The organism is Arthrobacter sp. Z1-9 (genome assembly GCF_054792695.1).
In genome coordinates, this window is the sequence record NZ_CP096456.1 from 1663494 (window position 1) to 1681808 (window position 18315).

Annotated in this window: 17 protein-coding genes; 13 read left to right on the plus strand and 4 right to left on the minus strand. The window is 67.0% G+C overall.

Going from position 1 to position 18315, the window contains the following annotated elements; genetic code table 11:
• The first annotated feature begins 67 nt into the window (after positions 1–67).
• Positions 68–517, plus strand: coding sequence for a (deoxy)nucleoside triphosphate pyrophosphohydrolase (locus M1D93_RS07645; protein ID WP_461174524.1), 450 nt, complete (start codon positions 68–70; stop codon positions 515–517).
• Here M1D93_RS07645 and M1D93_RS07650 read toward each other — a convergent pair.
• From M1D93_RS07650 to M1D93_RS07660, 3 genes are all read right to left on the minus strand, one after another.
• Positions 514–1701: an Rv2578c family radical SAM protein gene (locus M1D93_RS07650; RefSeq protein ID WP_461174962.1), complete on the minus strand. Its 1188-nt coding sequence runs from the start codon at positions 1699–1701 to the stop codon at positions 514–516. The two genes, M1D93_RS07645 and M1D93_RS07650, sit on opposite strands and share 4 nt — an antisense overlap.
• A 72-nt stretch (positions 1702–1773) precedes the next feature.
• Positions 1774–2556: an SIMPL domain-containing protein gene (locus M1D93_RS07655; protein WP_461174525.1), complete on the minus strand. Its 783-nt coding sequence runs from the start codon at positions 2554–2556 to the stop codon at positions 1774–1776.
• Positions 2557–2559: 3 nt separating this feature from the next.
• Positions 2560–3045 (minus strand): hypothetical protein, encoded by a 486-nt coding sequence (locus M1D93_RS07660; RefSeq protein ID WP_461174526.1) that lies wholly within the window; start codon positions 3043–3045, stop codon positions 2560–2562.
• A 209-nt stretch (positions 3046–3254) separates the two neighbouring features.
• Between M1D93_RS07660 and pheS the strand changes: the two genes are divergently transcribed.
• Both pheS and pheT read left to right on the plus strand, forming a co-directional pair.
• The gene (pheS, locus tag M1D93_RS07665; RefSeq protein WP_461174527.1) at positions 3255–4316 is read left to right on the plus strand and encodes a phenylalanine--tRNA ligase subunit alpha; all 1062 of its coding nucleotides are present in this window, start codon (positions 3255–3257) and stop codon (positions 4314–4316) included.
• A 2-nt stretch (positions 4317–4318) separates the two neighbouring features.
• The gene (gene pheT / locus M1D93_RS07670; protein WP_461174528.1) at positions 4319–6862 is read left to right on the plus strand and encodes a phenylalanine--tRNA ligase subunit beta; all 2544 of its coding nucleotides are present in this window, start codon (positions 4319–4321) and stop codon (positions 6860–6862) included.
• A gap of 75 nt (positions 6863–6937) precedes the next feature.
• Here the strand turns inward: pheT and M1D93_RS07675 are convergent, their stop codons facing one another.
• Positions 6938–7903, minus strand: a complete 966-nt coding sequence (locus M1D93_RS07675; RefSeq protein WP_461174529.1) for a quinone oxidoreductase family protein — start codon at positions 7901–7903, stop codon at positions 6938–6940.
• A 166-nt stretch (positions 7904–8069) separates the two neighbouring features.
• On the opposite strand from M1D93_RS07675, the gene argC reads away from it, so the two are divergent.
• The 10 genes from argC (at position 8070) to M1D93_RS07725 (ending at position 18300) form a co-directional block, all read left to right on the plus strand.
• Entirely contained in the window at positions 8070–9101 is a 1032-nt protein-coding gene (argC, locus tag M1D93_RS07680; protein WP_461174530.1) for an N-acetyl-gamma-glutamyl-phosphate reductase, read from the plus strand.
• Entirely contained in the window at positions 9098–10264 is a 1167-nt protein-coding gene (gene argJ, locus M1D93_RS07685; protein ID WP_461174531.1) for a bifunctional glutamate N-acetyltransferase/amino-acid acetyltransferase ArgJ, read from the plus strand. The genes argC and argJ overlap by 4 nt, the downstream gene beginning before the upstream one ends.
• A 41-nt stretch (positions 10265–10305) precedes the next feature.
• On the plus strand, positions 10306–11265 hold the full coding sequence (gene argB / locus M1D93_RS07690; protein ID WP_461174532.1) for an acetylglutamate kinase: 960 nt from the start codon (positions 10306–10308) through the stop codon (positions 11263–11265).
• 107 nt (positions 11266–11372) lie between these two features.
• Positions 11373–12587: an acetylornithine transaminase gene (locus M1D93_RS07695; protein WP_461174963.1), complete on the plus strand. Its 1215-nt coding sequence runs from the start codon at positions 11373–11375 to the stop codon at positions 12585–12587.
• Positions 12584–13618, plus strand: a complete 1035-nt coding sequence (gene argF / locus M1D93_RS07700) for an ornithine carbamoyltransferase (RefSeq protein ID WP_461174533.1) — start codon at positions 12584–12586, stop codon at positions 13616–13618. Before M1D93_RS07695 ends, argF begins: the two co-directional genes overlap by 4 nt.
• Entirely contained in the window at positions 13618–14148 is a 531-nt protein-coding gene (locus tag M1D93_RS07705; RefSeq protein WP_102976225.1) for an arginine repressor, read from the plus strand. The genes argF and M1D93_RS07705 overlap by 1 nt, the downstream gene beginning before the upstream one ends.
• Positions 14149–14193: 45 nt before the next feature.
• Positions 14194–15399 (plus strand): argininosuccinate synthase, encoded by a 1206-nt coding sequence (locus tag M1D93_RS07710; protein ID WP_461174534.1) that lies wholly within the window; start codon positions 14194–14196, stop codon positions 15397–15399.
• A gap of 5 nt (positions 15400–15404) precedes the next feature.
• Positions 15405–16844 (plus strand): argininosuccinate lyase, encoded by a 1440-nt coding sequence (gene argH, locus M1D93_RS07715; protein ID WP_461174535.1) that lies wholly within the window; start codon positions 15405–15407, stop codon positions 16842–16844.
• 141 nt (positions 16845–16985) lie between these two features.
• Positions 16986–17522: a pyridoxine/pyridoxamine 5'-phosphate oxidase gene (locus M1D93_RS07720; protein WP_461174536.1), complete on the plus strand. Its 537-nt coding sequence runs from the start codon at positions 16986–16988 to the stop codon at positions 17520–17522.
• A 10-nt stretch (positions 17523–17532) separates the two neighbouring features.
• On the plus strand, positions 17533–18300 hold the full coding sequence (locus M1D93_RS07725) for a maleylpyruvate isomerase family mycothiol-dependent enzyme (RefSeq protein ID WP_461174537.1): 768 nt from the start codon (positions 17533–17535) through the stop codon (positions 18298–18300).
• Positions 18301–18315 lie beyond the last annotated feature (15 nt).

An 18315-nucleotide genomic window follows, 5' to 3' on the forward strand; every position in this document is an offset into this window, starting at 1 on the left:
GTGCAGGTATTCCCCGGGCGGGGACTGTATGCCCGGGCCTTTCTATTGTCCCCCATAGAATGGTGCCGTGACTGGACTGATACAGGTGGTGGGCGGAGCCGTAGTTGACCGCCTCCAGGGACCTTCCCTGCTGCTCGTGGCGCGCCGCAGTGCGCCGGAGAAGCTGGCCGGGCTCTGGGAGTTCCCGGGTGGCAAGGTGGAACCGGGCGAAGATCCGGAGGCGGCGCTCTGCCGGGAGCTGTCCGAGGAACTGGGCATAGGGGCGCGTCTGGGTGTGGAACTTTCGGCGGACAGCCCCCACGGCTGGTCTTTGAACGACCGGGCCAGTATGCGGGTCTGGTTTGCGGAAATCACCCACGGTGAACCGCAACCCCTCGAAGACCACGATGAGCTTCGGTGGGTGTCCCTGGACAACCGCGACGAGGTTCTGGGCCTGCCGTGGATCCCTGCCGACTTTCCCATCGTGCATGCTCTGCTGGCGGAGCTGGCCCTGCCGGCAGGGAAAGGGCGCTCCTAGAAGAGCGTTTCCTGTCCCGCTGGGCTGAAGCTGCCGGGCGACGCGCTGGACGCAGCAGGACCCAATGCTGCTTTCGATGCAGTTGGCGACGGCGAAGCGGGCTTTCGCGAGGGTGTTGTTCCGGTACCCGCCTCGGATGCCATGACCGGGATGATGCCTGCCGGGTACTCCGCCTCCTCGCCGCGGGGATCGTCCAGGTCCCGGTGGCTGAAGCCCGACGAATGGGAAAAACCGTGCCGTGCCTTGAAGTAGCGTACTTTCCCGGCGAGCCAGGCGCGGTATTCCTTTGAGGCGTAGGAGCCTGTTCCGTAGAGGCGCCGGTAGCGGCCGGCGAGCCCCGGGTGGTTCGCGGCGATCCACTTCATAAACCATTCCCTGGTGCCCGGCTTCAGGTACAGCGCACCGGCCGTTACGCCGGTGGCTCCGGCGGAAGCGAGGGAGGCGAAGAGTGAATCCAGGGCTTCGTCGCTGTCCGAGAGCCACGGCAGGATGGGCATGGCCATAACCCCGCAGGGCAGTCCGGCGTCACGAAGCCGGGACACAAGCTTCAGCCGCGCCCGGGGTCCGGGTGTACCCGGCTCAACAGCTTCCGACAACGCTTCGTCGGTCATGGCGAGCGAAATGCCGACGCCCACGGGTACCTGCGTGGCCGCGCTCTTTAACAGCGGAATGTCCCTGGCCAACAACGTTCCTTTGGTCAGGATGGACAGGGGAGTGCCGGACTCAGCCAGGGCGTTGATGATCCCGGGCATCAGCTGGTAGCGGCCCTCGGCGCGCTGGTAAGGGTCCGTGTTGGTGCCCAGGGCCACCTGCTGGCGGGTCCAGGACGGTTTGGCCAGCTCTTTCCGAAGGACCTCGGCCGCGTTGACCTTCACCACCACCTGGCTGTCAAAGTCCAGCCCGGCGTCGAAATCAAGGTAGGTGTGGGTCTTCCGGGCGAAGCAGTACACACAGGCGTGGCTGCAGCCGCGATAGGGATTGATGGTCCATTCGAAAGGCATCCGTGAACCGGCCGGAATTTTGTTGAGCACCGATTTGGCAGTGACCTCGTGGAACGTGATGCCGGCGAAATCGGGCGTGGTGACGGACCTGACCAAACCTGCGAGGGGAAGCAGCGCAGGCGGTGCGCCAGCGGCAAGAGTTTCTGCTGGCGGCGGCAGCAGTGCTTGGGCGTCCCATCTCATACGTTCCATTCGAAGGTATGTTCGAACTTAAGTCAAGCGTTGCGCGGTCCGGCAGTGGGTGGACAATCGGAGCTAGGGGCCGGCCAGGAGCTCCCACACCACGGTAATGGCCGCGTCCCTTTCGGATGCGCCCGCCTCCACGGTGAGGGATTCAACAGCAGCAACCCGCTGCATCCCCACCAGCGGCACCGGACCCTGCACCGGGGTGTTGTCAGCTACCGAAAGCACCCGTCCCAGGTGGGCAGAGGCAAGCTGGGCATACTGCCGGGCGGTCCCCAGCGCGTCCAGCCACGCGGCTTCCCGCGCACGGGCCCGCACCGCCGCGTCGTCGCTGAAGGTAAGTTCAAGGCCGTTCAGCCGGACATCGTTGCCGCCCGCCCCGACGGCTTCTGATATTGCGGCGGAAGCGGCATCAAGCGCGCGCAGCCGCAGGGTAAGGGTGCAGGCTGCAATGTATCCCGCTACCCGTTGCCCTTCGCCTTCCCTCCACACGAGGTCCGCACGAACGTTCAGGCCCGTGGTGCGAATGTCCGACCCTTCAACGCCATGCCGGCGGAAGGCCGAAGCGACAGCCTCCGAGCTGGAGCCCGCCCGGGAGTAGGCGGCCTCCACCGAGTCGGCGCGGCACTCCACACCGATCGAAACCACCATCAGGTCCGGGGCAGCTTCCGCAGAGCCGGCCCCGGTGACACTGACGGTGCCCGTGGACCCAGCGCTGGCACGCTGAGCGCCTGCCCAAGTGCCACCGGGATCAGTGCCACCCGGATGAGTGCCAGCGGAATCCCTGCCGCCCGGCAGATACCCGAAGGGCCCGGGGTCGTCACTTGCCCCATCATGGCCGCGTTCCGACTGCATGGGTTATGCCTCCACTTCAGATGGGCCCGGGTGCCAAGGCCGCCGCCGGGTCCCGCGGGCAGGGTATCCGCCGGCCTGGAGTCCGGCATGGCGCTCGAAGACGTTGCCGGTGCCCGGATTGCCGGTACGGATCAGGGACCAGCCGGCGGCGAGGAAGTACAGCGGAAGGAAAGGGATGCCGAGGCACCACGCGTACTGGGAGCAGTGCTTTTCCTCGTGCCCCAGCAGCGCCGGCCGGGACACCAGGTCAGCTGCGGTACAGCGGCACAGGACCACGTTCCCCAGGGTGAACGCGGCGGCAAACGGCAGCCGCCACCGGTATCCGGCAGCAATAACCAGTCCCCGCGGGCCGTGGCTGAGGTCAGTCCTTGCCGCTGCGGCCACAGCGAGTCCGAGGACGGTGCTGCCATTCATCACATTGGCAGCCAGCCGCAGCCGCTGCGGAACAGTCAGGGGCGCCCGAAGCTCCGCAGGCTGCCGTGGTGTCATGAGGACATGGTAGCCGGGCGGTTCAATTAGACTGGAGGGCAGTGGCCGCCGGCTTCGCCGGTATGCCCTGACCTGGTCATTGAATGCACTGATATTTGCACGTGAATTACGGGCATTCATCCATGACCTGCCAGTGACGGACGAGCCGCCGGGAAACCGTGCAGGCTGCCCGTTCACCGGCAGCCACGACTCGTAGCTAAGAACAGTAGATGACTGAAACTTTGCCGGGCGCCGCCATCCCGAACCCCACGGATGAAGCCGCCATCACTGCCGCTGTAGACCAGGCCACCGCCGCCATCGCCGGCGCGGCCACCCTTGACGAACTGAAGGCGGTGAGGCTCGCCCACACCGGTGAGAAGTCGCCGCTCAGCCTCGCCAACCGCGAAATCGGCAAGCTGCCCAAGGACCAGAAGGCCGTCGCCGGAAAACTGATGGGCGCGTCCCGCGGACGGGTCAACAAGGCGCTCGCGGAACGCACGGCAGAGCTGGAAGCCGAAAACGACGCACGCATCCTCCTCGAGGAGACGGTTGACGTGACGGCCGCTCCGCGCCGTCGTCGTGCCGGTGCCCGCCACCCCCTGTCCACCCTCCAGGACCGCGTTGCGGACATCTTCGTGGGCATGGGCTGGGAGATTGCGGAGGGACCGGAAGTTGAATCGGAATGGTTCAACTTCGACGCCCTGAACTTCAAACCGGACCACCCTGCCCGCGAGATGCAGGACACTTTCTTTGTGGAGCCGCCCGAGGCGCACCTCCTGATGCGCACCCACACCTCCCCGGTGCAGGTCCGCTCCATGCTGGAACGTGAGTTGCCCATCTACGTGCTGTGCCCCGGCAAGGTGTTCCGCACCGATGAGCTGGACGCCACGCACACCCCGGTGTTCCACCAGTTCGAGGGCCTGGCGATCGACAGGAAGCTCAGCATGGCTGACCTGCGCGGCACGCTGGAGCACTTCGCCCGGCAGATGTTCGGCGACGAAGCGCAGATCCGGCTCCGCCCCAACTACTTCCCGTTCACCGAGCCGTCCGCAGAGCTGGACATCTGGCACCCGGGCGCCAAGGGTGGCCCGCGCTGGATCGAATGGGGCGGCTGCGGCATGGTCAACCCGAATGTGCTCCGCGCCGCCGGCATCGACCCGGACGTTTATTCAGGTTTTGCCTTCGGCATGGGCATTGAACGCACCCTGATGTTCCGCAACGAAGTGGGGGACATGCGCGACATGATCGAAGGCGATGTACGTTTCAGCGAGCACTTCGGGATGGAGATCTAACAGTGCGTATCCCACTTTCCTGGCTGCGTGAATTCGCAGAGGTACCGGCCGGAGCAACGGCCGAAGAGGTAATGACCGAGCTCGTCAAGGTCGGTTTCGAAGAAGAGGACGTCCACCGTCCCACCGACACCCTGCAGGGTCCCATCGTGGTGGGCCAGGTCCTGAGCCTGGTCAAGGAACCCCAGACCAACGGCAAGACCATCAACTGGTGCCAGGTCCGCGTGGTCCCCGAGGGGCAGGAACAGACCCTCACCGGCAAGGGCATCGACCCCTCCGGTGTGCAGGGCATCATCTGCGGAGCCCACAACTTCGTGGAGGGCGACAAGGTAGTGGTGACGCTGCCGGGCGCCGTGCTGCCGGGCAACTTCCACATCTCCGCGCGGAAAACCTACGGCCACCTCTCCGCCGGCATGATCGCCTCGGTCCGCGAACTGGGCATCGGCGAGGACCATGACGGCATCCTGGTGCTGTCCCGGATCGGGCTGGACCCGGAAATCGGCACCGATGCCATGGAACTCCTGGGCCTCTACGATGAAGCAGCGGAAATCAACGTCACTCCGGACCGCGGCTACGCCTTCTCCATCCGTGGCGTCGCCCGTGAGTACGCGCACGCCACCGGTACCTCCTTCACCGATCCCGCGTCCCGCGTCAAGGCTCCGGCTGAGCTTTCGGGCGGCTACGGCGTCAAGATCAACGACGACGCTCCCATCTACGGAAAGGCTGGCTGCGACCGGTTTGTAGCCCGCACCGTCCGGGGCGTGGATGCCACGCGGCCGACTCCGCCGTGGATGACCTCCCGGCTCCGGCTGGCCGGCATCCGCTCCATCTCCCTGCCGGTGGACATTTCGAACTATGTGATGCTGGAACTCGGCCAGCCCACGCACTGCTACGACCTGGACAAGCTGTCCGGGGACATCGTGGTGCGCCGGGCCCTGGCGGGCGAGAAGATCACCACGCTGGATGACAAGGAACGCGCGCTCGACGCCGAGGACCTTCTGATCACCGACGCGTCCGGTCCCATCGGCATCGCCGGCGTTATGGGCGGGGCGGCAACCGAGGTGGGCGATTCGACGTCGAACATCCTGGTTGAAGCGGCGCACTTCGATGAGGTTTCGATCGCCCGCTCCCGCCGCCGGCACAAGCTGCCGTCGGAGGCTTCCAAGCGTTTCGAGCGCGGCGTGGACTGGCACGTCGCCGGCATCGCCGCCGAGCGGGTGGTCGACCTGCTGGTGGAGCTGGCCGGCGGCACGGCGGACGAGGCGGGAACCGACGTCGGGACCGCCCCTGACTCCGTCACGATTGAGCTTCCGGCAGCCTTTGCGGCCGCCCGGATCGGCATCGATTTCTCGGAAGAGCAAATCGTTACGTCCCTTGAGGATCTTGGCGCAACCGTCGTGAAGAACGACGCCGGCTGGAGCGTTACTGCCCCGAGCTGGCGGCATGACCTGGAAACCAAGGAGGACCTCTCCGAGGAGATCGCCCGCCTGGTGGGCTACGACCAGATCCCCGCCACGCTGCCGGTGGCCCCTCCGGGCCGTGGCCTCACGCGTGTGCAGCAGCAGCGCCGCCGCCTGATCCAGGCTTTGGCGGATGCCGGCCTCACCGAAGTGCTGTCCTACCCGTTCGTCTCAAAGGCTGCCAACGACACCTTCGGTATGCCTGAAGAGGGTGCTGCCCGGAGCGCCGTCAAGCTGGCAAACCCGATCAGCGAGGAGCAGGGCTTCCTGCGCACCTCCATCCTGCCGGGACTCATCGAGGTGGCGAAGCGCAACCACTCGCGCGGTTTCCGCGACCTGGCACTCTTCGAGTCAGGCCTGGTGTTCCTGCCGGCCGAGGGGATGGGCACCGACTCCATTCCGCCGCTCGGGGTGAAGCCTGCCGATGAGGTGCTGGACCGACTGTACGACGGCGTCCCGGCCCAGCCGTTCCACCTTGCCGTGGTCCTGACCGGGCACGATTCCCCGGCTGCGGCGGCACATGCACCGCGGGTGTGGGACTGGGCTGACGCCTTGGACATCGCCCGCCTTGCCGGGGACGTCCTCGGCGTGGAGGTAGTGGTCAGCCAAGGCAGCCACCAGGCGTTCCACCCCGGCCGCGCCGCGCAACTGTCCCTGCGGACAGGGGAAGTGGTGGGGTACGCCGGCGAACTGCACCCCAAGCTGCTCGCTGCTTCCGATATGCCGGCCCGCTCGGTTGCCCTGGAGATCAACGCCGACGCGCTGTTCGAGGCTGCGCCGGACGTGATCGTGGCGCGCCACATCTCCACGTTCCCGGTGGCCACCCAGGACGTGGCGCTGGTGGTCCCTGCCGAGGTACCGGCCGACGACGTGCTGGCCGCGCTCCGGGAAGGTGCAGGTGAACTGCTGGAGGACGTAGCGCTGTTCGACGTCTACGCCGGCAAGGGCATTGAAGAGGGCAAGAAGTCCCTGGCCTTCGGACTCCGGTTCCGTGCAGATGACCGTACGCTCACGGCGGACGAGGCATCAGCCGCGCGGGAAGGCGCTGTGGCACTGGCGGCCGAGCGTTTCGGCGCCGTCCAGCGCTAAACCCGCAGCTTCTACAGGCAGGAGGTCCTGCAGCCTTGTGGCTGCGGGACCTCCTGTTTTCGTGCCGGCAGGAGCCTAGGGAATCAGGACGACCTTGCCTGTGGTACGGCGCCCTTCGAGGTCGCGGTGCGCCTGGGCGGCGTCTGCCAGCGGGTACTGGCCGCCGACCCGGACTTTGAGGCTGCCGTCCGCAGCGGCAGCGAAAATTTCGTCCGAGCGCCAGCGCCTTTCCGCGGCATCCTGCAAATAGTGGGCCATGGTGGGCCTGGTCAGGAACAGTGAACCCCCCGCATTCAACCGCTGCGGATCCACCGGCGGGACGGGGCCGGAGGCTGCGCCGAACAGGGCAAGCGTGCCCCGCACGCGAAGGGCGCGAAGCGAACCGTCAAACGTGTCCTTGCCCACCCCGTCATAAACGACGTCAACGCCCGTGCCGCCGGTGAGCTCCCGCACGGCATCGTCGAAGCCGTCATACCGCAAAACGTGGTCCGCGCCGGCTCCGAGCGCCAGATCTTCCTTCTCGTCAGTGGACACGGTAGTGATGACCCGTGCGCCCTTGGCCTTGAGGAGCTGGATGAGCAGCAGGCCCACCCCGCCTGCGCCGGCGTGCAGCAGGACGTTATGGCCGGCCTGGACTTTGAAGGTGGAATTGACCAGGTAATGGGCAGTCAGGCCCTGCAGCGGAAGGGCGGCGGCAGTGGCATCGTCCAGTCCCTCCGGCACAGGCAAGGCCTTGTCGGCGTCCACCAGGGCATAACCGGCGTAGCAGTCATTGCCCTCTGCGGTGGCTATGCGGTCTCCCTCGGCGAACCCCGTAACCCCTTCGCCAAGCCCCACCACCGTACCTGCCGCTTCAGATCCCGGAATGAAGGGATACTGGACCTTGTACACGCCGCTGCGCTTGTACGTGTCGATGAAGTTGACCCCCGCTGCCGCTACCTGGACCAGCAGTTGTCCGGGACCGGGAACGGGGCGCTCAACCGGTACATAGGAGAGGACGTCGGGACCACCGGCTTGCCCGGCGACAATGGCGTGCGTCATGGATTCCTTCCGCGGGCCGGAGTTTCCTTGCCCGGTCCACCCATCCTAGGCTTCAGGGATGGAGCGGGGGCGTCCTCCCGCGGCAGTGTGTCCTGCAATCCGCTGGCGGGGTGCCTCATGCATAAATATCGGGCGCAGTGAATAAGTTTGCTGTAAGGTGGAGGCCATGACTATTTCTGTTGCCGTCTCAGGCGCCAGTGGCTACGCCGGCGGAGAGGTGCTCCGCCTGCTCGCCGGCCACCCGGACGTGACCATCGGAGCCATCACCGCGCACAGCAACGCGGGGTCGCGCCTGGGCGAGCTGCAGCCCCACCTGCACGGACTGGCCAGCCGGATCCTCGAGGACACCACCGTGGAGAACCTCTCCGGCCACGACGTCGTCTTCCTCGCGCTGCCCCACGGCGCCTCCGCCGACATCGCCGCCCAGCTTCCGGAAGGGACAGTGGTGATCGACGCCGGGGCCGACCACCGCCTGCAGGACCCCGCCGCGTGGGAAAAATTCTATGGTTCGGCGCATGCCGGCACCTGGCCGTACGGCCTGCCCGAACTGCCCGGCCAGCGTGAAGCCCTCAAGGGTGCCAGCCGGATCGCCGTGCCGGGCTGCTACCCGACGTCGGCCCTGCTGGCCCTGGCGCCCGGGTTCGCCGCCAACCTCCTCCAGCCCGACGACGTCGTCATCGTTTCCGCCTCCGGGACCTCCGGTGCCGGCAAGGCAGCGAAGGTCAACCTGATCGGCGCCGAGGTGATGGGTTCCATGAGCCCCTATGGCGTAGGCGGGGGTCACCGGCACACCCCCGAGATTGAACAGGGCCTGTCCAATGCGGCAGGGGAGCAGGTGACGGTTTCCTTCACGCCTACCCTGGCACCCATGAGCCGCGGGATCCTCACCACGGCAACGGCCAAGGTTAAGCCGGGTACCACCGCCGACGAGTTGCGCCAGGTGTGGACCGACGCCTACGACGACGAGCCCTTTGTGCACGTCCTTCCGGAGGGGCAGTGGCCCGCCACCAAGGCCGTCCAGGGCTCCAACCACGCCGCCATGCAGCTTGCCTTTGACCCCCACACAGGCCGGGTGATTGTCACCTGCGCCATCGACAACCTCACCAAGGGGACCGCCGGCGGCGCCGTCCAGTCCATGAACATCGCACTCGGCCTGGCTGAAACGGCCGGCCTTGACCTGCAGGGAGTTGCCCCGTGACCATTACCGCACCCCGTGGATTCCGGGCCGCCGGTGTTACTGCCGGGCTCAAGGCTTCCGGCAACCCGGACCTTGCCCTTGTGGTCAATGACGGGCCCGCCAAGACAGCCGCCGCCGTGTTCACCAGCAACCGCGTGGCTGCTGCCCCCGTCCACTGGTCCCGCCAGGTGGTTTCCGACGGCCGCGTGGACGCCGTGGTCCTCAACTCCGGCGGAGCCAACGCCTGCACCGGGCCCACCGGCTTCCAGAACACCCACAGCACGGCAGAAAAAGTGGCCGAAGTGCTCGGCATCTCGGCCACCGACGTCGTTGTCTGCTCCACCGGCCTGATCGGCGAGCAGCTGCCCATGGACAAGATCCTTCCCGGCGTGGAGGCGGCGGCCGCAGCCCTCAGCGACGACGGCGGTCCTGCTGCAGCCACGGCCATCATGACCACCGACTCCGTGCCCAAGGCTGCCCTGTTCATCGGCACCGACGCGGACGGCCAGGAATTCTCCATCGGCGGCATCGCCAAGGGCGCCGGCATGCTGGCACCCGGCCTCGCCACCATGCTCGTTGTCCTCACCACGGACGCCGCGGTGGAACCGGAGCTGCTCGACGTCGTCCTCCGCGACTCCACCCGCGTCACCTTTGACCGGGCGGACTCCGACGGCTGCATGTCCACCAATGACACGGTGGTCCTGCTGGCCTCCGGTGCCTCCGGCGCTGTGCCGTCCGCCGAAGCCTTCGGCGCCGGCCTCACCCAGGTGTGCGCCGAGCTGGCCCGGAAGCTGATCGCGGACGCCGAAGGTGCCAGCCATGACATCGCGATCCGCACCTTCAACGCCGCCAGCGAAGCCGATGCCGTCACCGTCAGCCGGTCAGTGGCGAGGTCCAACCTCTTCAAGGCCGCCATCTTCGGCAAGGACCCCAACTGGGGCCGTGTGCTTTCCGCCGTCGGCACCACGGACGCGGCTTTCGAACCCGACCAGTTGAACGTGGCCATCAACGGAGTCCAGATCTGCCGCGACGGCAGCATCGGTGACGACCGCAGCCTGGTGGACCTGGAACCGCGTGAGGTGCTGGTGGAAATCGACCTGCAGGCCGGCGACGCGGAGGCCACCATCTGGACGAACGACCTCACCCACGACTACGTGCACGAGAACAGCGCCTACTCCAGCTAGGAGCGCGCGCCCCCGCCAAAACCGTTGCGGAAAGTGACAGCATGAACACCCAGACGCGTGAAACCACCAGCATGTCCGACGCCCAGGACAAGGCAGCAACCCTGATTGAGGCCCTGCCCTGGATCCAGCGGTTCGCCGGCACCATCATGGTGGTCAAGTACGGCGGCAACGCCATGGTTAACGATGATCTCCGCCGCGCCTTTGCGGAGGACATCGTGTTCCTCCACCACGTTGGCATCCACCCGGTGGTTGTCCATGGCGGCGGCCCCCAGATCAACTCCATGCTCGGCAGGCTCGGCATCGAGTCCGAATTCAAGGGCGGCCTGCGCGTGACCACCCCCGAGGCCATGGACGTGGTCCGGATGGTCCTCACAGGCCAGGTGGGACGCCAACTGGTGGGCTTGATCAATTCCCACGGCCCCTACGCAGTGGGCATGTCCGGCGAAGACGGCGGCCTGCTGCGCGCCGTCCGGACCGGGACTGTGGTGGATGGCGAAGAAGTGGACCTCGGCCTGGTTGGCGAAGTGGTGGGCGTCGACCCCGCGGGAATCGTGGACATCCTCGAGGCCGGCCGGATCCCCGTGATCTCCACGGTTGCCCCCGAAATTGTGGACGGCGGAGACAGCGTGGCCGGCACGGCACGCTTCCAGCCCACCGGCCAGGTCCTCAACGTCAACGCGGACACCGCGGCTGCGGCCGTCGCTTCGGCACTGGGTGCCTCCAAGATGGTGATCCTGACCGACGTCGAAGGCCTGTACGCCAACTGGCCGGACAAGTCCTCGCTGATCTCCTCCCTTACGGCGTCGGAGCTTAGGGACATGCTGCCCAGGCTCGAATCGGGGATGATTCCCAAGATGGCCGCCTGCCTGAAGGCCATTGATGAGGGAGTGGAACGCGCGCACATCGTTGACGGGCGCCTGCCCCATTCCATGCTTCTTGAAACATTCACGACGGCGGGCATCGGCACCCAGGTAGTTCCGGACGAGGAGATTGACGGATGAACGAAACTGTTGACGTGAGTCCGGCCGGCGATGGGGGCCCCGCCCGCTTCGCGGTGCCCGACCACGCCCTGGCCCCCATCGTCGGACCGGACGCCAAAGCTTCCGTTATGACTGGAGTAGGGAGTGGATCCGAGTGGCTGGCCCGTTACTCCACGTCGCTGATGGGGGTATTCGGCACCCCGCAGCGTGTCCTGGTCCGCGGTGCCGGCTGCCTGGTCTGGGACGCCGACGGCAAGGAGTACCTTGACCTGCTGGGCGGGATCGCCGTCAACGCGCTGGGCCATGCCAACCCGTTCGTCACGTCGGTCATCTCCAGCCAGCTGGCCACGCTGGGCCACGTCTCCAACTTCTTCACCAGCCCCACCCAGATTGCCCTGGCCGAAAAGCTGCTGGGCCTCACTAACGCGCCGGCCGGTTCCAAGGTGTTCTTCACCAACTCCGGGACCGAGGCCAATGAAGCTGCTTTCAAGCTGGCCCGCCGCAATTCCGGTGGCAGCGGGACGAAGCGGACCAAAATCATTGCCCTCGAAGGCGCCTTCCACGGCCGCACCATGGGCGCGCTAGCCCTGACGGCCAAGGAAGCCTACCGGGCGCCGTTCGAGCCACTGCCCGGCGGTGTGGTGCACATCCCGTTTGGCGACGTCGAGGCGCTCAAGGACGCTGTTGACGAAACTGTGTCCGCAGTCTTTCTGGAGCCGATCCAGGGCGAAGCGGGCGTACGTCCCCTGCCGCCCGGCTATCTCCGGGCAGCGCGGGAGCTGACCGCCCGGGTGGGCGCCCTGCTGATCCTGGACGAGGTGCAGACCGGGATCGGCCGCACCGGTAAGTGGCTTGCCAGCGAGGACTCCGGAATCATGCCCGATGCGGTCACGCTCGCCAAGGGCCTGGGCGGCGGTTTCCCCATCGGTGCCCTGATTACCTTTGGTGACGCAACGTCGTCGCTATTGGCTGCCGGCCAGCACGGCACCACGTTCGGGGGCAACCCGGTGGCGACCGCGGCCGCCCTCGCCACCTTGCACGCGATCGAAAGCCAGGACGTCCTGGCGAACGTGGCAAAGGTCGGGGAGCACCTGCGTTCGGCGCTGGCCGCCATTCCGGGCGTCACCGAGGTTCGGGGCGAGGGCCTGCTGATCGGGTTCGACCTCGACGCGGACGTCGCTCCTGCAGTGGTGCAGGCCGGCCTGGACGCCGGCTTTATCGTCAACAGTCCCGGCCCGCGCACCATCCGCCTGGCGCCGCCGCTGGTCCTCACCACCGCCCAGGCGGATTCCTTCCTCGACGCCTTCCCGGCAATCCTCCAAGCAGCTAAGGACGCCCAGTGACTTCTGCAGTTCACACCAGTGCAGCCCCTGAAAAAAGCGCTACCCGGCACTTCCTCAAGGACACGGACCTGAGCCCCGCCGAGCAGGCCGAGGTCCTGGACCTCGCAGCCCGGATGAAAGCTGCTCCCTACAGCGTCCAGCCCTTTGCGGCCGAGGGCAACGGCCGCAAGACCGTGGCCGTGATCTTCGACAAAACCTCCACCCGGACACGGGTCTCATTCGCCACCGGCATCGCGGACATGGGCGGCAACGCCCTCATCATCAACCCGGGCGAGGCCCAGATCGGCCACAAGGAGTCCGTGGAGGACACCGCCAAGGTCCTGGAACGGATGGTATCCACCATCGTCTGGCGGACAGGGCCGCACGCCGGCCTGGTGGCGATGGCGGAAAACTCCAGCGTCCCGGTCATCAATGCCTTGTGCGATGACTACCACCCGTGCCAGCTCCTGGCGGACCTGCTGGCCGTGAAGGAGCACAAGGGCGACCTCAAGGGCCTCACCATGAGCTACCTGGGAGACGCCGCCAACAACATGGCCAATTCCTACCTCCTGGCCGGCGTCACGGCCGGGATGCACGTCCGGATTGCCGGACCCGAAGGCTACCTGCCGGCGGCGGACATCGTGGCCGCCGCCGAGGCACGCGCAGCAGAAACCGGCGGCTCCGTGCTGGTCACCACTGACGCGGCCGAGGCTCTGAAAGGGGCCGACGTCGTCGCTACAGACACGTGGGTGTCCATGGGCCAGGAAGCCGAAAAGGAAGCCCGGCTCCAGCTGTTCCGGGAGTACGCCGTGGACGAGGCGGCCATGGCACAGGCGGCGGAAGACGCCGTCGTGCTTCACTGCCTGCCCGCCTACCGCGGCTACGAAATCTCCGCGGGTGTCATTGACGGGCCGCAGTCCATCGTCTGGGATGAGGCCGAAAACCGGCTGCACGCCCAAAAGGCCCTGATGGCCTGGCTGATGCACCGGTCCGGGCTCGCGTTCGTCGATGGCCTGGCCCCCGTTGAAGGCACTGGGGAGAGCACGTTCTAGTGTCCGCCCAACCGGCGTCGCCGGGCTCCAGCCCGGCGACCAAAACTGCCCGCCAGGCGCGCATCACCGCCATCCTGACGGGCGAGTCAGTGCGCTCCCAGGCTGAGCTGGCAGCCCTGCTGGCTGACGACGGCGTGCAGGTCACCCAGGCGACGCTGTCCCGGGACCTCGTGGAACTCGGCGCGGTCCGGGTCCGCGGCAAGGAGGGCGTGCTGGTGTACGCCGTCCCCGGAGAGGGTGGCGAGCGGGCCGCCAAGAGCGGGGTGAGCCAGGAAATCCTGGACGCCCGGCTGGCCCGGCTGTGCAGCGAGCTCCTGGTCACGGCGGAAGCTTCGGCAAACATCGCCGTGCTCCGCACCCCGCCGGGCGCCGCCAACTTCCTGGCCCTGGCGATCGACCACTCGGTGATGCCGTCCATCCTGGGGACCATCGCCGGGGACGACACTGTGCTGCTGGTCTCCCGGGACCCGCAGGGCGGGCAGGACCTCGCCGCCAGGTTCCTGCAGCTGGCGGAAGAAGCCGGGCAATAAGCTTGAAGACAACATCTACAAACCCCAATTACAAGGAGCATCTCCGTGACTGAACGCATTGTGCTGGCCTACTCCGGCGGCCTGGACACCTCAGTAGCCATCGGCTGGATCGGTGAAGCCACCGGCGCCGAGGTCATCGCCGTGGCGGTCGACGTTGGACAGGGCGGCGAGTCCCTGGAAACCATCCGCCAGCGTGCCTTGGGCTGCGGCGCCGTCGAAGCCTACGTGGCCGACGCCTCCGATGAGTTCGCCAACGAGTACTGCATGCCCACGCTGAAGGCCAACGGCCTCTACCAGGGCCACTACCCGCTGGTTTCAGCCATCTCCCGCCCCGTGATCGTCAAGCACCTCGTCAAGGCTGCCCGCGAATTCGGCGCGACCACCGTTGCGCACGGCTGCACCGGCAAGGGCAACGACCAGGTCCGCTTCGAGGTGGGCATCCAGACCCTTGGGCCGGACCTGAAGTGCATCGCCCCCGTCCGCGACCTCGCCCTTACCCGCGACAAGGCCATCGCCTTCGCCGAGGAAAAGGGCCTGCCCATCGAGACCACCAAGAAGAACCCGTACTCGATCGACCAGAATGTCTGGGGCCGCGCCGTGGAGACCGGCTACCTCGAGGACATCTGGAACGCCCCCACCAAGGACATCTACGACTACACCGCCACCCCCGAGTTCCCGCCGGCGCCGGATGAGGTCACCATATCCTTCGAGGCCGGCGTGCCGGTAGCGATCGACGGCGTGAAGGTCACCCCGCTGCAGGCCATCAAGGAACTCAACCGCCGTGCCGGCGCCCAGGGCGTGGGCCGGATCGACGTCGTCGAGGACCGCCTGGTGGGCATCAAGTCCCGCGAAATCTACGAAGCCCCGGGTGCCATGGCGCTGATCACGGCCCACAAGCACCTCGAGGACATCACCGTTGAGCGCGAGCAGGCCCGCTTCAAGGCCACCGTTGGCCAGCGCTGGTCCGAACTGGTCTACGACGGCCAGTGGTTCTCCCCGCTGAAGCGCTCCCTGGACGCCTTCATCGAGGACACCCAGAAGTACGTCTCCGGCGACATCCGCATGACCCTGCACGGCGGCCAGGCCATCGTTAACGGCCGCCGCTCCGACACGTCGCTTTACGACTTCAACCTTGCCACCTACGACACCGGCGACACGTTCGACCAGTCCATGGCCAGGGGCTTCATCGAACTGTGGGGCATGTCCGCCAAGGTTGCCTCCGGCCGCGACATCCGCGTCGCAGGAAAGTAGCCCCTGTGGCTGACCCTGTCGAAACCCCAAAAGCTGAGGCGACGAACACAGGCGCATTGTGGGGCGGCCGGTTCGCCGGCGGCCCCGCCGATGCCCTGGCCGCGCTGAGCAAGTCCACGCACTTCGACTGGCGGCTTGCACGCTATGACATTGCCGGTTCCATGGCGCACGCGCGTGTGCTGCACAAGGCCGGCCTGCTGGACGACGTCGAGCTGGACGGCATGCTGGCAGCCCTCACCCGGCTGGACGAGGACGTTGCTTCCGGCGCCTATGTGCCGGCCGAATCCGACGAGGACGTGCACGGCTCACTGGAGCGCGGCCTGATCGAGCGGGCCGGAACGCAGCTCGGCGGCAAGCTCCGCGCCGGCCGTTCCCGGAACGACCAGGTGGCCACACTGGGGCGCATGTTCCTGCGCGACCACGCCCGGATCATCGCCCGCGGAGTCCTGGCCACAGTGGACGCGCTCGTGGAGCAGGCCAAGGCCCATCATGGCGTGGCAATGCCGGGACGGACCCACCTGCAGCATGCCCAGCCGGTGCTGCTCAGCCACCACCTGCTGGCCCACGCCTGGGCGCTGCTGCGCGACGTGCAGCGGCTCCAGGACTGGGACAAGCGTGCCGGTGTCTCACCATACGGATCCGGTGCCCTGGCAGGGTCATCGCTGGGGCTGGACCCGGAGGCAGTGGCGGCCGATCTTGGGTTCTTTTCCGCATCGCACAACTCGATCGACGGCACCGCTTCCCGAGACGTCTTCGCTGAGTTCGCCTGGGTGTGTTCGATGATCGGCGTGGACCTCTCGCGGGTGTCCGAGGAGGTCATTCTTTGGGCCACCAAGGAGTTCTCCTTCGTCACGCTGCACGATTCCTACTCCACCGGATCGTCCATCATGCCGCAGAAGAAGAACCCGGACGTGGCGGAACTGGCCCGTGGCAAGGCAGGGCGCCTGATTGGCAACCTGACCGGGCTGCTGGCGACGCTCAAGGGCCTGCCGCTGGCGTACAACCGTGACCTCCAGGAGGACAAGGAACCGGTGTTTGATGCCGCTGACACCCTGGAACTGCTGCTCCCGGCTGTCTCCGGCATGATCGCCACCCTGAAGTTCAACACCGAACGGATGGAGTCGCTGGCGCCGCAGGGCTTCGCTTTGGCCACGGACATTGCGGAATGGCTGGTCCGGCAGGGCGTTCCGTTCCGCGAGGCGCACGAGCTGTCCGGTGCTGCCGTCAAGCAGGCGGAATCCCGCGGCGTCGAGCTCTGGGACCTGACGGATGAGGAATACGCCGCCATCTCCGGGCACCTCACGCCGGAGGTCCGCACAGTCCTGTCCACGGAGGGCTCCCTCAACAGCCGCAACTCCCAGGGCGGTACGGCACCGGCCGCCGTCGAACGCCAGCTGGTGGCGCTGGAAGCCGAGCTGGCCGGCGTGCGGGAGTACGCGGTCTGAAACGCTCTCTCGCTTAACGCGGCTTTTTGGCCAGCGCTCTCTCACTTTCTTCCGGAAAGTGAGAGAGCGTTGCCGGTTTTCACGCATTAAGTGCGAGAGCGTCGGGTGTTGACGGCGAAGACTCCCCGCTAGCATGGCGCCATGAGCGACTCCTTCCGCCGGCAACTCCGCGCGCTGCCCGACTTCCCTGACGTCCTGCCCGGTTTTGACCCGGCCAGCGCCCCGGCAGACCCCGCAGAACTCTTCCGGCAATGGCTGGACGAGGCCCTGGCCGCGGGGGAGCACCAGCCGCACGCCTGCAGCCTTGCCACGGTGGACGGCAGCGGCCGGCCGTCGTCGAGGATGCTGATCCTGAAAAACATCGACGACGACGGCTGGCACTTCGCCACGTCCCGCACCTCACGCAAGGGCAGGGAACTCAGCGCCAACCCCCACGCTGCCCTCAACTTCTACTGGCCGTCGCTGGGCCGGCAGGTCAGGGTTTCGGGATCCGTAGTTGAACTGTCGGCCGAGGCCTCAGCGCGGGACTGGGCGGAGCGGCCACGGGCGGACGGCAGCAGCAACCCGAACTGGCAGCTCTACGCAGTCCAGCCCGCTGAGTATGAATTCTGGCAGGCCAGCAACGACGGCGAGCACGTCCGGCACCGCCTCGGGCCCGACGGCCGGCCTCGGCGCTAGGATGGGCGCCATGACAGCTCCCGCACCCGAAGTCCTGCTCGCCGGGCTCCACAAAGCCGCTGATGACCTTGCCTCCGATGTCGCCAAGCTCAGCGACGAGGACGTGAAAGCTCCGTCCGCCCTGCCCGGCTGGACGCGAGGGCACGTTCTGGCCCACCTGACCGGCATCTCCAATGCCATGGCCAGGCAGCTCGAGTACGCGGCGCGCGGCGAAACCATCGAGCTGTACGACGGCGGCATGGACGGCCGGAACAAGGCCATCGACATGGCAGCCGGCCACGACGCAGCCACCCACGTCGCAGACCTGACCGCGGCCCTCGAACGGGCCATGAACAGGTTCAATGCGCTGCCCGGAATCAAGGATTCGTCCGCCAACCGCACCGGCTGGTACGCACCCATCACCTACCGCGGGGGAGTTGTCCTGGACGGCGGCCTGGCGCTCTGGCGGGAACTCGTCATCCACACCTCCGACCTGCTGACAGGCAGGGGCCCGGAAACCTGGAGCCGCCAGTTCTGCGAGCACCTGTTCGATTTCCTCGCAGCCCGCGTCCAGCCGGACGACAAACTGGTGCTGCAGCCGCTGGGCCTTCCGCCGGTGAGCATCGGCAGCGGCAACAGGTCCACCGTGATCAGCGGAATGATCACCGATATTGCGGCCTGGCTGGCAGGGCGCGAACCCACCCTGGGCAGCCTGAGGGCATCCGCGGCGGCCGACGGCGTGGACCTGCCGGCGCTGCTGCCGTGGCCCGCCGGAACCCCAACACCAAAGCAGGACTAACGCTTCCCCAAAGCA